Origin of the sequence: Pedococcus aerophilus (assembly GCF_039532215.1) — a bacterium.
Classification (GTDB): Bacteria; Actinomycetota; Actinomycetes; order Actinomycetales; family Dermatophilaceae; genus Pedococcus; species Pedococcus aerophilus.
On the sequence record NZ_BAAARN010000001.1, the window covers coordinates 1981908 to 1995914 of the forward strand.

At 71.4% G+C, this 14007-nt stretch carries 13 protein-coding genes; 6 read left to right on the forward strand and 7 right to left on the reverse strand.

All coding sequences use genetic code 11. From position 1 onward, the window contains the following. Window positions 1-24: 24 nt before the first annotated feature. Window positions 25-558 carry a MarR family winged helix-turn-helix transcriptional regulator gene (locus ABD286_RS09445; RefSeq protein WP_344192506.1) on the reverse strand — a complete coding sequence of 178 codons (534 nt, stop codon included), beginning with the start codon at window positions 556-558 and terminating at the stop codon, window positions 25-27. A gap of 150 nt (window positions 559-708) precedes the next feature. On the opposite strand from ABD286_RS09445, the gene ABD286_RS09450 reads away from it, so the two are divergent. After that, window positions 709-2790, forward strand: coding sequence for an MMPL family transporter (locus tag ABD286_RS09450; RefSeq protein WP_344192508.1), 2082 nt, complete (start codon window positions 709-711; stop codon window positions 2788-2790). A 79-nt stretch (window positions 2791-2869) separates the two neighbouring features. Here ABD286_RS09450 and ABD286_RS09455 read toward each other — a convergent pair whose 3' ends face one another. Then, the gene (locus ABD286_RS09455) at window positions 2870-4489 is read right to left on the reverse strand and encodes an AMP-binding protein (protein WP_344192510.1); all 1620 of its coding nucleotides are present in this window, start codon (window positions 4487-4489) and stop codon (window positions 2870-2872) included. A gap of 112 nt (window positions 4490-4601) precedes the next feature. Here ABD286_RS09455 and ABD286_RS09460 point away from each other — a divergent pair, with 112 nt between their 5' ends. After that, window positions 4602-6239, forward strand: a complete 1638-nt coding sequence (locus tag ABD286_RS09460) for an ABC-F family ATP-binding cassette domain-containing protein (protein ID WP_344192512.1) — start codon at window positions 4602-4604, stop codon at window positions 6237-6239. Here the strand turns inward: ABD286_RS09460 and ABD286_RS09465 are convergent. The 5 genes from ABD286_RS09465 to ABD286_RS09485 form a co-directional block, all read right to left on the reverse strand. Next, window positions 6226-6573 (reverse strand): hypothetical protein, encoded by a 348-nt coding sequence (locus ABD286_RS09465; RefSeq protein ID WP_344192514.1) that lies wholly within the window; start codon window positions 6571-6573, stop codon window positions 6226-6228. The two genes, ABD286_RS09460 and ABD286_RS09465, sit on opposite strands and share 14 nt — an antisense overlap. Before the next feature lie 167 nt (window positions 6574-6740). Beyond that, window positions 6741-7571 carry an SDR family oxidoreductase gene (locus ABD286_RS09470; protein ID WP_344192516.1) on the reverse strand — a complete coding sequence of 277 codons (831 nt, stop codon included), beginning with the start codon at window positions 7569-7571 and terminating at the stop codon, window positions 6741-6743. Window positions 7572-7738: 167 nt separating this feature from the next. Next, window positions 7739-9892, reverse strand: coding sequence for an MDR family MFS transporter (locus ABD286_RS09475; RefSeq protein ID WP_344192518.1), 2154 nt, complete (start codon window positions 9890-9892; stop codon window positions 7739-7741). Next, window positions 9892-10488 carry a MarR family winged helix-turn-helix transcriptional regulator gene (locus ABD286_RS09480; protein WP_344192522.1) on the reverse strand — a complete coding sequence of 199 codons (597 nt, stop codon included), beginning with the start codon at window positions 10486-10488 and terminating at the stop codon, window positions 9892-9894. Before ABD286_RS09480 ends, ABD286_RS09475 begins: the two co-directional genes overlap by 1 nt. Window positions 10489-10626: 138 nt before the next feature. After that, a complete protein-coding gene (locus ABD286_RS09485; protein WP_344192524.1) occupies window positions 10627-11073 on the reverse strand; it encodes a MarR family winged helix-turn-helix transcriptional regulator in 447 nt (148 codons plus the stop codon). Window positions 11074-11243: 170 nt separating this feature from the next. Here ABD286_RS09485 and ABD286_RS09490 point away from each other — a divergent pair, with 170 nt between their 5' ends. Genes ABD286_RS09490 through ABD286_RS09505 form a run of 4 tightly spaced genes read left to right on the forward strand, consistent with a single transcriptional unit; the run spans window position 11244 to window position 13928 of the window. After that, window positions 11244-11876, forward strand: a complete 633-nt coding sequence (locus tag ABD286_RS09490) for a hypothetical protein (protein ID WP_344192528.1) — start codon at window positions 11244-11246, stop codon at window positions 11874-11876. 53 nt (window positions 11877-11929) lie between these two features. After that, window positions 11930-13159: a pyridoxal phosphate-dependent aminotransferase gene (locus ABD286_RS09495; RefSeq protein ID WP_344192530.1), complete on the forward strand. Its 1230-nt coding sequence runs from the start codon at window positions 11930-11932 to the stop codon at window positions 13157-13159. Then, window positions 13156-13560, forward strand: a complete 405-nt coding sequence (locus tag ABD286_RS09500; RefSeq protein ID WP_344192532.1) for a fluoride efflux transporter FluC — start codon at window positions 13156-13158, stop codon at window positions 13558-13560. Before ABD286_RS09495 ends, ABD286_RS09500 begins: the two co-directional genes overlap by 4 nt. Window positions 13561-13583: 23 nt before the next feature. Further along, window positions 13584-13928, forward strand: coding sequence for a fluoride efflux transporter FluC (locus tag ABD286_RS09505; RefSeq protein ID WP_344192534.1), 345 nt, complete (start codon window positions 13584-13586; stop codon window positions 13926-13928). Window positions 13929-14007: the final 79 nt, after the last annotated feature.

Consider the following 14007-nt stretch of genomic DNA (forward strand, 5'->3'; position numbering starts at 1 on the left):
TATCCACCTCAACCACCGAGGACGTCAAGGTGTTCCCGGACCGGCGTCGTCGCTGCGAGCCCTCGAGGCGGCGTCCGTGGCATCGGTGAGGAACCGCAGGACGGTCTCACGCTCGGCCATCGAGTACGACCCGATGGTCTCGCGCATCGTGGTGGCGATCGGCCCGAAGATCTCCAGCGCCACCCCCATCGCGTCATCGGTCATCTCGACCGAGACGCGGCGACGGTCGACCTCGCTGTGGGTGCGACGGACGTGACCGACCGACTCGAGGCGGCGCAGCATCGCCGAGGTGGCCGGTGGGCTCAGGCCCAGGGCGTGCGCCAGCTCCCCCGGCGACATCTCGCCGCCCGAGCGGCGCGCGTCGAGGACGTGGGCGAGGGCGTTGAGGTCGGTGCGGTGCAGCCCGACGGCGCCGCCCCGGGTGTCGATGTAGCGGTCCATCTCGGTGGTGAAGGCGCGCAGGGCGTCGATGATCTCCAGCGCCAGGGCGGGGCCTTTCGTGGGGCCCTGTGCGGGGCCCTCGGCGCCCCGGGGGCGCTGGGGCTGCGACGTCGACATCGGACCTCCTCGGTTCGCGGGACATTGTGCCGCACGGTACTGTTTCCATCGTAGAACTATTTGTTGGTAGAAGTGCAACAGACGCGATGGAGGAATGACGTGGCTGGCGGACATGGCTTCTCGGGGGCGGGTCGAGCCCTCGGTGCTTTGGTGGGGCCTCGGGTCAAGTGGCTCGTCGTCGTGGTGGCAGTGCTCGTCTCGGCGGCGGCTTTCGCGTTCGCCGGGGAGCCCAAGGCGGTCTCCACCACCGCCGCCTCGCTCCCCGACAGCGCAGAGGCGGCGCAGGTCAGCGCCCTGCGCGCCCAGCTGCCGTCGAGCGGGGTGACCCCGGCGATCGTCGTCTACAAGTCGGCCTCGGGCACCGTCGACACCTCCGCGGTGGAGGCCTCCCGCGACCGCGGCATCGCCGCGGTCAAGGAGTGGGCGCCCACGGCGAGTGCCACCGCGAGCGGTGCACCGACCGGTGCGGGCGGCGACTCGGCCGCCGGCGCCTCGGCCATCCCGCCGCAGGTGTCCCAGGACAAGACCACCGCACTGGTCATCATCCCGCTCGAGGCGGACCTTCCCGACGAGGCCAACTCGGAGGCGGTCGATGCGCTCCGCACCGCTGTCCGCGAGGGCCTGCCCGAGGGCCTGACCGCCACGGTCACCGGCGGGCCGGCCTTCGGCGCCGACATCGGTGCGGTCTTCGACGGCGCCGACATCAAGCTCCTCGGCGCCACCGCGGGCGTCGTCGCGATCCTGCTGCTCATCACCTACCGCAGCCCGTGGCTGTGGCTCGTCCCCCTCACCGTCGTCGGCACCGGCGACCAGGTCGCGAGCAAGGCCCTGTCCGCCCTCTCGCGGGTCAGCGAGGTCCGCGCCGACGGCGCCGTCACCGGGATCACCTCGGTGCTCGTCTTCGGTGCCGGCACCAACTACGCGCTGCTCATCATCGCCCGCTACCGCGAGGAGCTGCGCCGCACCGAGGACCGCCACGAGGCGATGCGTGCCGCCCTTGGTTCGGCAGCGCCGGCCGTCCTCGCCAGTGGCGGCACCGTGATCCTCGCGCTGCTCAGCCTCGGGTTCGCCAAGGACCCGTTCGCCCAGTCCCTGGGATACGCCGGCGCCATGGGCATCGCGATCGCCCTCGCCTACGCCCTGCTCGTCCTGCCCGCCGCGATGGTGCTCTTCGGCCGGCGGCTGTTCTGGCCGTTCGTCCCCCGCGTGGGGACCGACGACCCTAGCCACGCCGGCGTATGGCGCCGCCTGGGCGACGCGGTCACCCGCCGTCCCGTCGTGGTCGGCCTCGCCTCGGTCGTCACCCTGGCGATCCTCGCCCTCGGCGGCCTGAACCTGTCGGTCGGGCAGTCGCCGAACGAGCAGTTCCTCGACAAGCCCGAGGCCGTCGTCGGCCAGGAGCAGCTCGCCTCGGCCTTCCCAGCCGGCACGAGCCAGCCCACCATCGTCATCGCCAAGGCCTCGGCCACCGACGCCGTCACCACCGCCGCCAAGGGTGTCGAGGGTGTGCAGCAGGTTCGGGCGTCCGGGGGTGACGACGACCTCGTCGAGCTGAGCGTGGTCCTCGACGCCTCCCCGGGGACGACCCAGGCCTTCGACCAGGTCCGCGCCCTCCGGACGGCCGTCCACGACGTGCCGGACGCGCAGGCCCTCGTCGGCGGTCCCGACGCCGAGGCCCTGGACTCGCGCACCACGGCCGACCGCGACCGGCTGCTGCTGTTCCCGCTCATCCTCGGGATCGTCGTCGTGGTGCTGCTGCTCCTGCTCCGCTCGGTCGTGGCGGCTCTGGTCCTCGTGGCCACCGTGGTCGCGACCTACGTCGCGAGCATGGGCGCGAGCTGGTTCGCGTTCCAGAACCTGCTCGACTACCCCCCGCTGGCCGTCACCACGCCCCTGCTGGCGTTCTTGTTCCTCGTGGCCCTCGGCGTCGACTACAACATCTTCCTCACGACCCGGGCCCGCGAGGAGGCCGCCGGTGGCTCGCACGCCCGCGAGTCCATCGTCACCGCCCTGGCCGTCACCGGTGGCGTCATCACCAGCGCCGGCATCCTGCTGGCTGCGGTGTTCGCCGTCCTCGGCGTGCTGCCGCTGGTGCAGCTGGCCCAGATCGGCGTCATCGTCGGGTTCGGCGTGCTGCTCGACACGCTGCTGGTCCGCTCGGTCCTCGTGCCGGCCGTGGTCAGCCTGCTCGGCGAGAAGTTCTGGTGGCCCAGCCACCCCGCCGACCGCTGAGATCCCTTCACCGATTCGAGGTCAACGCGCCGCGATCTGCCGGCGCGTTGAACTCGACCGGGGGGAGGGGGCGGTGGGTTCAGCTGCTGAGGCCCAGGTCCGCGACTGACTTCTCGCGCATCTCGACCTTGCGCACCTTGCCCGTCACGGTCATCGGGAACTCGTCGACGACCGTGACGTAGCGCGGGATCTTGTAGTGCGCGAGCTTGCCGGTCGAGAACGCGCGGACGGCCTCGGCATCCAGCGGCTCGGCCCCCTCGCGCATCCGGATCCAGGCGCAGAGCTCCTCGCCGTACTTCTCGTCCGGCACCCCGATGACCTGGGCGTCGAGGATGTCGGGGTGCGTGTAGAGGAACTCCTCGATCTCGCGCGGGTAGATGTTCTCCCCACCGCGGATCACCATGTCCTTGATGCGACCGGTGATCTGCACGTACCCCGACTCGTCCATCACCGCGACGTCGCCGGTGTGCATCCACCCGTCGACCAGCACCTCGTCGGTCTTGTCCTGCTGCTCCCAGTACCCGAGCATCACCGAGTACCCCTTGGTGCAGAACTCCCCCGCCTCGCCTCGCGGCAGCGTCTCTCCCGAGACCGGGTCGACGACCTTGATCTCCAGGTGCGGACCGACCCGGCCGACCGTCCCGACCTTCTGCTCGAAGGTGTCGTCGGTGCGGTTCTGGGTCGAGACCGGCGAGGTCTCGGTCATGCCGTAGGCGATGGTCACCTCGGTGATCCCCGCCTCGATGAGCTTGGTCATCATCGTTGCAGGACAAGGGGATCCGGCCATGATGCCGGTCCTCACCGAGGAGAGGTCGTATGACGCGAAGTCAGGGAGCGCCCACTCCGCGATGAACATCGTGGGCACGCCGTACAGCGACGTGCACTTCTCGTCAGCCGTCGCCCGCAACGTCGCGGCGGGGTCGAACCCCGGTGCGGGGATGACCATGGCCGCGCCGTGGGTGGTGCACGCGAGGTTGCCCATGACCATGCCGAAGCAGTGGTAGAACGGCACCGGGATGCAGACCCGGTCGGCCTCGGTGTAGCGGCAGAGCTCGCCGACGAAGAAGCCGTTGTTGAGGATGTTGCGGTGGGACAGGGTCGCGCCCTTGGGGAAGCCGGTCGTGCCCGACGTGTACTGGATGTTGATGGGGTCGTTGCGGTCGAGCCCGGCCTGGACCTCGGCGACCTGCTCCGGCGTCACCTCGTCGGCACGAGCCAGCAGGGCGTCCCAGCTCTCCCTGCCCAGGACGTAGGCGCCCACGACGTCGGGGCAGCTGGCGCGCACCTCGTCGAACATCGCCACGTAGTCGCTCGACTTGAACGACTCGGCGAGGAACAGGTGGGAGATCCCAGCCTGCTTGAGGACGAACTCGAGCTCGTGGGTCCGGTAGCTCGGGTTGATGTTGACCAGGATCGAGCCGATCTTCGCCGTGGCGTACTGCACCACCGTCCACTGCGCGCAGTTCGGCGCCCAGATCCCGACCCGGTCGCCCTTGGCCACCCCGGCGGCGAGCAGCGCCCGGGCGAGGCGCTCGACCTCGGCGCCGAACTCCGCATACGTCCAACGGATCCCCTGCGCCACGTCGACGAGGGCGTCGCGCTCCCCGAAGCGCGCGACCGTCGCGTCCAGGTTGTCGGGGATGGTCTGCTCGAGCAGCGGGACGTCGGTCTCGCCGACGGCGTGCGACAGCGTTGTCATGGGTGCCATCCCATCCTCTCGACGTCCGGCGCACAACCCCGTGCCGCAAGCGATCGTCCGACGCAAACCGGGTGTCGACGAACGGTCGTGAGCAGGTAGCGTCACCGGCGACATGAGCACCACTCTCAAGGCTTCTGGCCTCGCCGCCGGCCACGGCGCCCGCGCCCTGTTCTCGGACCTCGACCTCATCGTCGCGCCGGGTGACGTCGTGGGTCTCGTCGGTGCCAACGGCGCAGGCAAGTCCACGCTGCTGCGGCTCCTCGCCGGGGAGGACGAGCCCGAGGACGGCAGCGTCGCGCTCACCCCGGCGAGCGCGACCGTCGGGCACCTGCCGCAGGAACCCGAGCGGCGCGAGGGCGAGACCATCGCCGCCTTCATCGGTCGGCGGACCGGCGTCACCGCTGCCGAGACCGCGATGAACACCGCCGCCGAGGCCCTCGCCGACCCTGCGCCCGGCGCCGACGACCGGTATGCCGCGGCGCTGGAGACGTGGCTCGCGCTCGGCGGTGCGGACCTCGACGAACGGTCCGCTGCGACAGCGGCCTCGCTGGGGCTCGGCGTCGACCTCAGCACCCCGATGACCGCGCTCTCGGGTGGGCAGGCAGCCCGGGCGGGCCTCGCAGCGCTGCTGCTGTCGCGCTACGACGTGCTGCTGCTCGACGAGCCCACGAACGACCTCGACCTCGACGGGCTGGAGCGGCTGGAGCAGTTCGTCAGCGGCCTGCGCAGCCCGGCGGTCATCATCAGCCACGACCGGGAGTTCCTCGCGCGCACCGTGACCCGGGTCGTCGAGCTGGACCTCGCCCAGCAGCAGGTCGCCGTCTACGAGGGCGGGTACGACAGCTACCTGGCCGAGCGCGAGGTGGCCCGTCGGCACGCCCGTGAGGCCTACGACGAGTACGCCGGGACCGTGAGCGGGCTCGAGGACCGAGCGCGGATGCAGCGGAACTGGATGACCGTCGGTGTCCGCAACGCCCGGCGCAAGAAGCCCGACAACGACAAGATCGGTGCCGCGTTCCGCCAGGACTCCGCCGAGAAGCAGGCAGCCAAGGCGCGTCAGACCGAGCGGATGATTGAACGGCTCGAGGTCGTCGAGGAGCCCCGCAAGGAGTGGGAGCTGCGCATGACCATCGCGGCGGCGCCGCGCTCGGGGTCGGTGGTGGCCAGCGCCTCCGGTGCGGTCGTGCGTCGCGGCGACTTCACGCTCGGGCCCGTCGACGCCCAGGTCGACTGGGCCGACCGCGTCGTCATCACCGGCGCCAACGGCTCGGGCAAGACCACCCTGCTCGGGGTCCTCCTCGGGACGATTCCCGTCGACGAGGGGTCGGCCGGGCTCGGCTCGTCGGTCCGGCTCGGCGAGGTCGACCAGGCGCGCGGACTGTTCCTCGGGCCGCAGACGTTGGCGCGGGCGTTCGGCGAGGCGCTGCCGGAGTGGCCGGATGCCGACGTGCGGACACTGCTCGCGAAGTTCGGCCTCGGCGCGGAGCACGTCCACCGGCCGGCCGAGTCGCTGTCCCCCGGCGAACGCACCCGGGCCGCCCTCGCTCTCCTGCAGGCTCGCGAGGTCAACCTCCTCGTCCTCGACGAACCCACCAACCACCTGGACCTGCCTGCCATCGAGCAGCTGGAGCAGGCGCTCGACTCGTTCGGCGGCACCGTGCTGCTCGTGACGCACGACCGGCGGATGCTGGCCGACGTCAACGCGACCCGGCGCTGGCACGTCGAGGCCGGAAGGGTCACCGAGCTCTAGCGGTGGTCGGGGCCGGGTGCCCAGCCCGACCACTGGCAGCCCGTCCACAGCTCGAACCGGTCGTGGCCACCGGGCGAGGGGTACAGGCCCGGCGGGTCGCCGTCGTGTAGCCCGCCTGGAGCTCTGCCACCTGCGCCCGACCCCAGCGCCGCACGCAGACCGAGACCGTGGCTGCGCCGACCGCAGCCACCACGAGGACGAGCGCGACGCCGCCCCACGGGAGGCGTCCGTCCCGGGCGGAGCCGAGCAGCGCGGTGACCACGGCCACGACCGCTCCAGCCGAGACGAGGGCCGTGGCCCTGAGCGCGGATTGGGCGGTCGGGCGCACGGACACCGGCGGCGGTGTGGCCGGCACCTTCGGGAGCGACCCCCGGGAACGCGCGTTCGTAGCCCACCACGTCACTCGGGCCTGGTCGGGCGTCGGCGCTGGGCGCGGTCATGGGCCCCATTGGACCGGACCGACGGCACTCCCGTGGGCCGGACGAGCCAGAAGGGGACCGGTCAGCCGATGAAGAGGTCGGGGGCGAGTCCCTCGTCCTTGCCGGTCATGGAGTACGGCGCGAAGTCGGTGACACCACGCGAGCGCAGCAGGTCCTCGTCGATGACGGTCTGCCCATTGAGGGACTGGCCGGCCGTGGTGAGGACCTCGAACGCCGCGTCGGCCACGATCTCGGGACGTCTCGACACCTTGACCATCTGGTCGCCGCCCGGCAGGTTGCCGATCGCATCGGTGGCGACGAGGGTCGCCGGCCACAGGCAGGTGGAGGAGACGCCCTTGCGACCGAGCTCGTGCGCGAAACCGAGTGCGGCCAGGGTCATCCCGTACTTCGCCATCGTGTAGGCCGGGTGCCCGGCGAGCCAGCGCGGGTCGAGGTTGATCGGCGGGCTGAGGGTCAGCACCTTGGGGTCCGGCGAGGCGAGCAGGTGCGGGATCGCGGCCCTGGTCAGCATGAACGTCCCGCGCACGTTGACGTCCTGCATGAGGTCGTAGCGCTTGGGGTCGAGGTCCGCGGACGGGCTCAGGTTGAGGACGCTGGCGTTGTTGACGACGACGTCGATCCCGCCGAACTGCGCCACCGTCTTCTCCACGGCGGACGCGATCGTCTCGTCGTCACGGATGTCGCCGACGATCGGCAGCGCCTGACCCCCGGCGTCCTCGATGGCGGCCGCGGCGGTGTGGATCGTGCCGGCGAGACGCGGGTCGGGCTGGTCGGTCTTGGCGATGAGAGCGATGTTGGCGCCCTCCCGGGCGGCGCGGACCGCGATCGCGAGGCCGATGCCCCGGCTCCCGCCGGACATGATGATCGTGGTCCCACTCAACGCCTTCGTCATGGGAGACGACCCTAGTTACCCGCCGGTAGCGACGGAACCCGCGCGGCGAGTGGGTCTCGTCACGCGCCATACCGGTGACCTGAGTGAGGGCGAAGGGGGGGAACCCCGGCGGGGTTCCGACACTTCGCGCTCACTGAGGGCTGGGTATGGGGCGCGCCGTGCCGGCCTCAGGGGCGCTGGCTGCGCTCCGTGAGCTCGCTCATCCGCTCGGCCTCCAGCCGGGCCCGGGCGATGATCGCCTCGGCCTCGGCGTGCGCGGCGGCGACGACGCGGTCGGCCGTGGCCTGGGTGCTGCGCAGGAGGGTGAACTCCAGGTCGTGCAGCACGTCGGCGGCGCGCTGCTGGGAGTGGCGTCCGGCGGCCGGGTGCTCGAGGGACTCGATGACGGCCCCGAGCCCGGAGTGGAACTGGCCCAGCGCAGCGTCGACGTCGCGGCCGAGCCCCTGCAGGAGCTCCTTCGCGGCCACGATGGCCTCGTCACCGGCGTCGACCCGACCCCGGACCTCGTCCTGGGCGCTGGTCAGCACGTCGAGGGCGGCCAGGGCACCCAGCTCGTGCGAGTCGGACGTCGACTGGCTGGCGCGCGCCCGCTCCGCCCGGACCTCGGTGCCGGCCCCGACCGGGACGGCGTCGCCGTTGCGGTCGACCAGCGTCGTCCCGGGCCGCGGCGCGGTCGGCTCGACCGGAGCCGACGACCCCGGCGTGGACTCGACCGGAGCCGGGGCACCCGTGCCGGTGGTGGCAGCCGTCGCGGCCTCGTCACCCATGGAGACGGTGGTGCGCAGCGGCACCTCCTTGATGAACAGGACGGCGAGCAGCGCCACGACCGACACGATGGCGGCGATCAGGAAGATGTGACCGGTCGCGTCGCCATACGCGGCCCGCACGATCTGGGCCACGGGCTCAGGCATGTCCTTGATGTTGAGCGTGCCACTGCTGGAGCCACCGGCCGCGGCGGCCTGCGGGCCGAGCTTGGCGAGTCCGTCGCGGATGTCGCCGGTCACCTGGGTGGCCAGCACCGCACCGAGCGCCGAGACGCCGACCGCGCCACCGAGGGTGCGGAAGAAGGCGATCGTGGCTGAGGCGGCGCCGACATCGCGGACGTCGACGGTGTTCTGGACGGCGAGGACGAGGTTCTGCATCATCGCGCCGAGGCCGAAGCCCATGAGCGCCATGGCCAGGCCGATGTGCCACATCGGGGTGAGGTGGTCGATCGTCCCGAGCCACGCGAGGCCGGCCACGAGGAAGAACGAGCCGCCGACGATGAACTTCTTCCAGCGACCGGTCCGGCTGATGATCTGGCCGGCGCCCGTCGAGGACACGAGCAGCGCCGCCATCAGCGGGATGGTGAGCAGGCCGGCCTTGGTCGGGCTGTAGCCGCGCGAGATCTGGAAGTACTGCGTGAGGAAGGTCGTGCCACCGAACATCGCGATGCCGACGGCGGCGCTGGCGAGGACGACGAGCCCGGCGGTGCGGTTCTTGAGGACCTTGAGGGGGACCATCGGCTCCTTGGCGCGGCTCTCGACCACGAGGGTGAGCACGAGGGCGATCGCGGTGCCGCCGAGGAAGTAGGCGGTCTCGAGCGACCACCACGGGAAGTCGTTGCCCGCGAAGGTGATCCAGAGCAGCGGCAGCGACGCGGTGATGGAGATGAGGACGGCACCGAGGTAGTCGATCTTCGGGCTGCGCTTGATCGTCGGCACGTGCAGGGTCGCCTGGAGGATGAACAGGGCGATGATGGCGAGCGGGATGCAGACGAAGAACGTCCAGCGCCAGCCCAGCGAGCTGTCGACGATGACGCCACCGAGGAGCGGGCCGCTCACGGTGGAGACGGCCATGACGGCGCCCATGTAGCCGGAGTACCGGCCGCGCTGCCTCGGGGCGATGATCGCGCCCATGATCGACTGGGTCAGGGCGGTGAGCCCTCCCATGCCGAGGCCCTGGACGACGCGGCAGGCGATGAGGAAGCCGACGCTCTGCGACAGCCCGGCGCCGATCGAGCCGATCACGAAGATCACCAGCGAGAGCTGCACGAGCAGCTTCTTGCTGAACAGGTCGGAGAACTTGCCCCAGATCGGGGTGCTGACCGTCGTCGCGAGCAGCGACGCGGTGATCACCCAGGTGTACTGGTGCTGGGTGCCGTTGAGGTCACCGATGATCGTCGGGAGAGCCGTCGAGACGATGGTGCTGCTGAGCAGCGCCGTGAACAGACCGGCGAGCAGACCGGTCATGGCCTCGAGGATCTGCTTGTGGCTCATCTCGTCGGCGGCGGGGTGGGCGGTCGTCGGTTCGGGCGGTGCCGAGACTGTGGTGGCTGACATCAGTGGCTTTCCTGGCTGTTCGCTGGGGCGGGTTCGGGACGGTGGGTGGGCTCTGCGCCGGTCGTCGTCTGCGGGGGCCGCAGGCTCGGGGCGAGCCCGGTATGACGCGGGGTCGCCTGGTCGGCGGCCTTCAGCAAGGCCTGCTCGAGGAGGGCGAGGGTCCCGGGCATCCGGCTGACCTCCTCGGCCGGCACGTCGGCGAGGGCGCCGCCGAGCAGCTCGGCGTACTCCCGCTGGATGGCCGCGAGCTGCTCGCGGCCTTCCGGGGTGAGGATGATGTGGCACGACCGTGCGTCGACCTCGTCCCGGCGGCGCGTGACGAGACCGTCCTCCTCCAGGCGCGGCAGCACCCGGCTGACGACGGACGGGGCGACGCCGGCGGCGACCGCGAGGTCCCCCGGGCGAGACTGGCCACCGTCGGACCGGGACAGCGCCTTGAGCACCGCGAGCGGCGTGCCCGAGGCGCCGAGCTGGTCGTGCCGCTGGCGGGCGACCGCGCGGCTGGCGCGGATCAGGCTGGAGAGGGCGGCGATGACCTCGAGGGGGTGGTCGGAGGCTGGTGTCCCGGCCGGCTTGGTCGCGAAGGTGGTGACCACGACGACTCCTTTGGTTGCAGAACACAACTGTAAACCTAGTTGGTTGCGCTATGCAACTTCATTCGAGACGTGCTCGAGCCGGGCCCCGCCCCTGTCCTCGGGTCGCGTCCCTGTCCTCAGGCCCCGTGACGGACCGGGTCAGATGGCGGTGTCGTTGAGCAGCCGCAGCAAGCGGGCCAGCTCGGCGATGTCCGCGCGGTCCCACGTCGTGAGCTGCTGGCGCAGCCGTTCGCGCCGCCCCTCGAAGGACTGCTCCAACGCCGCCGAGCCGTCGGCCGTCAGGCGCACCTGGCGGGCCCGGGCGTCCAGCGGGTCCGGGATGCGCTCGATGAGACCGAGCTCCTCGAGCACCGCGAGGTTGCGGCTCATCGTCGACTTGTGCAGGCCGAGGACCTCGGAGATGTCGCCGCCCCGCGCGCCCCCACCCGCGGCCGCCAGGTCACGCACGGTGACGAGCACGGCATACCCGGAGGCGTCGAGGTCGGGGTGCACCTCGGAGGCGGTGCGGTGCTGGGAGCTGCGCGCCCGGCGCAGCAGCCGGGAGAGCTCGACCTCCAGCTCACCGAGGGGGGTTCGGGGAGACATGCCGGAAGCCTAGGGGCGCGGGTGGGACCACGCAGTCGTCTTGACCCTTTGCGAACTCTGTCCCGACCTGCGGGGCCCGGAGCCGTCACCGCGCCGTCGGCCGGGGGACGTGTCAGGGTGGCCGGGTGCGACGCGAGCGGGTGCGAGGGGGCGGGACGCAGGGTGAACGCGTGCCGGGGCGACAGCGGTTCACCGGTCAGATCGCCGGGGTGGGCAGCACCTCCGGGGTGCGCGTCGTCGTGGGGCTCTGGGACGCCTCCCCGTGGGGACCGTTCGCCGACGTGATGCTCGAACAGCCGGACGGACACCGGGTCCTGCTCGCGCCGAGCACCACGGTGGCGGAGTTCGTCGCCGACACCTACGTGTTCGACGGGGTCATCGTCACGGAGGTCGCCGCCGAGGTGTCGACGCCGCGCGGAGCAGCCTCCGGGACGGTGCACTGGTCGGTCGCTGCCGGCGAGCTGGAGCTGGCGTTCGTCGTGGGTCGGCGCGCTGCTCTCGGACACCTGCTTCGCGCCATACCCACGCCGCTCGCGGCCAGCCCCCTCTTCGCCGCCGCCGTCGACCCGGTGGCCCGTACGGTCCTGCGCGGGGTGAGCACTCGCGGACAGGCCCGGTCGGGACGACGGGAGTGGTACGGCGCCCTGGACCTGCACCACGTCACATCCCTGACCGGGTCCTGGCAGGGGAGGCCGCTCGGCGCGCTGGCCGACGTGGACCCGCCGTGCCGGTTCGGCTTCTCCTCGACCCCGCGAGCGCCGGGGGTCACGAGGGTGGTCACCACCGTGGAGACCACCGGCTAGTCCGCGGTGTGGCGACGCCCCCCGCCACCCTCGACCTTTGACACACTGCTCGCGTGCGCCGCATCACCCAGTCCCGCAAGCTGCACCAGGTCCGCTACGACGTGCGCGGTCCGATCCTCGTCGAGGCCCAGCGCCTGGAGGCCGAGGGGCACAAGATCCTCAAGCTCAACATCGGCAACCCGGCTCCGTTCGGCTTCGAGGCGCCCGAGGCCGTGCTGCAGGACATGGTCCACCACCTGCCGAACGCCCAGGGGTACAGCGACTCCCGCGGCATCTACTCGGCACGCACGGCCGTCGCGCACTACTACCAGTCGCGCGGGCTGACCGACACGCACGTCGACGACGTCTTCATCGGCAACGGCGTCTCCGAGCTCATCTCGATGGTGCTGACGGCGTTCGTCGACGAGGGCAACGAGGTCCTCGTCCCCGCGCCGGACTACCCGCTCTGGACCGGCGCGGTGACCCTGGCCGGCGGCACCCCCGTGCACTACCGCTGCGACGAGTCGAACGGCTGGAACCCCGACCTCGAGGACATCGAGTCGAAGATCACGCCGAACACCCACGCCCTGGTCGTCATCAACCCCAACAACCCGACCGGCGCCGTCTACAGCGAGGACGTCGTCAAGGGCCTGGTGGACATCGCCCGCCGCCACGACCTCGTCCTGCTGTCCGACGAGATCTACGAGAAGATCCTCTTCGCCGACGAGCACCACCAGCCGGTGCACCACCACACGGCGACCTTCGCCGGCGACGACGTGCTCTGCCTGACGTTCAGCGGGTTGTCCAAGGCCTACCGCGTGTGCGGGTTCCGCGCCGGTTGGGTCATGGTGTCCGGGCCGAAGTCGATGGCCACGGACTTCCTCGAGGGACTGACCCTGCTGGCCAACATGCGCATGTGCGCCAACGTCCCCGGCCAGCACGCCATCCAGACCGCGCTCGGCGGGTACCAGTCGATCGAGGAGTACATACACCCCGGCGGCCGGTTCTACGAGCAGAGCAAGCTGGCCTGGCGGCTCCTCAACGAGATCCCCGGCGTCTCCTGCGTCGAGCCGCACGGGGCCCTCTACTGCTTCCCGCGCCTCGACCCCGAGGTCTACGCCATCGAGGACGACCAGCAGTTCGTCATCGAGCTGTTGCGGGAGAAGAAGATCCTCGTCACCCACGGCACCGGCTTCAACTGGTTCGAGCCCGACCACTTCCGCCTCGTGACGCTGCCCGACATCGAGGTGCTCACCGAGGCGATCGGCCGCATCGCCGAGTTCCTGGAGACGCGCAGGGCATGACGCGGGGCCTCGTCGGTGTCGTCGCCGCCGGCGGTGTGCTGGGTTCGCTCGGCCGGTATGCCGTCGGCCTGGCCCTCCCCCACGCCTCGGGTCAGTGGCCGTGGGGGACGTTCCTGGTCAACGTGACCGGGTCCCTTGCCATGGGGCTGCTGATGGCCTGGGTCCTGACCCGGATCGATCCGCACCCGTGGTTGAGGCCGTTCCTCGGGGTCGGCGTGCTGGGTGGCTGGACGACTTTCTCGTCGTTCGCCCTCGACGTCCACGCGCTGAGCGGGTCCGGCCGGAGCGGGCTGGCCCTCGGCTACATGCTGGCGTCGTTCGTGGTCGGTCTCGTCGCCGTCGCGATCGGGCTGGCGCTGGGTCAGCGGGCGTTCGGCGACCGACCTCGGCCTGCCCTGTGACCGGCCTCGGAGGAGCACTGCTCGTGGCTGCCGGCGCCGCCGTCGGGGCGCCGCTGCGCTTCCTCGTCGACCGGTGGGCCCGGGCCCGCTACGACGCCGGCAGCATCATCGGGACGCTCGTCGTCAACGTCGTCGGCTCGTTCGTCCTGGGGATCGCCGCCGGCTGGTCGAGCGCCCCGTCGTGGGTCCTGCCGCTCGCGGGCATCGGGTTCTGCGGTGCGCTGACGACGTTCTCGACGCTGGCGTTCGAGACCTGGGTGTTCCTCGAGCGACGCGAGTGGAGGCCGTTCGCGGCCAACCTCGCCCTGTCCCTCGGCCTGGGCCTGCCCGCCGTCTGGCTCGGCTGGGCCCTCGGCACCGCACTCTGACGACACCACGGGTTGGGGGCCACGCGGTGATCCAACGCTCACCGCGTGGCCCCCGAACCGAGCGGGGCGGGTATGGCGC

Excerpts from the sequence above, each read along its gene's own strand:
- ABD286_RS09455 (WP_344192510.1), bottom strand. The coding sequence starts at position 4,489 with ATGACAACGCTGTCGCACGCCGTCGGCGAGACCGACGTCCCGCTGCTC.
- ABD286_RS09475 (WP_344192518.1), bottom strand. The coding sequence starts at position 9,892 with ATGTCAGCCACCACAGTCTCGGCACCGCCCGAACCGACGACCGCCCAC.
- ABD286_RS09485 (WP_344192524.1), bottom strand. The coding sequence starts at position 11,073 with ATGTCTCCCCGAACCCCCCTCGGTGAGCTGGAGGTCGAGCTCTCCCGG.
- ABD286_RS09500 (WP_344192532.1), top strand. The coding sequence starts at position 13,156 with ATGACGCGGGGCCTCGTCGGTGTCGTCGCCGCCGGCGGTGTGCTGGGT.
- ABD286_RS09460 (WP_344192512.1), top strand. The coding sequence starts at position 4,602 with ATGAGCACCACTCTCAAGGCTTCTGGCCTCGCCGCCGGCCACGGCGCC.
- ABD286_RS09470 (WP_344192516.1), bottom strand. The coding sequence starts at position 7,571 with ATGACGAAGGCGTTGAGTGGGACCACGATCATCATGTCCGGCGGGAGC.
- ABD286_RS09445 (WP_344192506.1), bottom strand. The coding sequence starts at position 558 with ATGTCGACGTCGCAGCCCCAGCGCCCCCGGGGCGCCGAGGGCCCCGCA.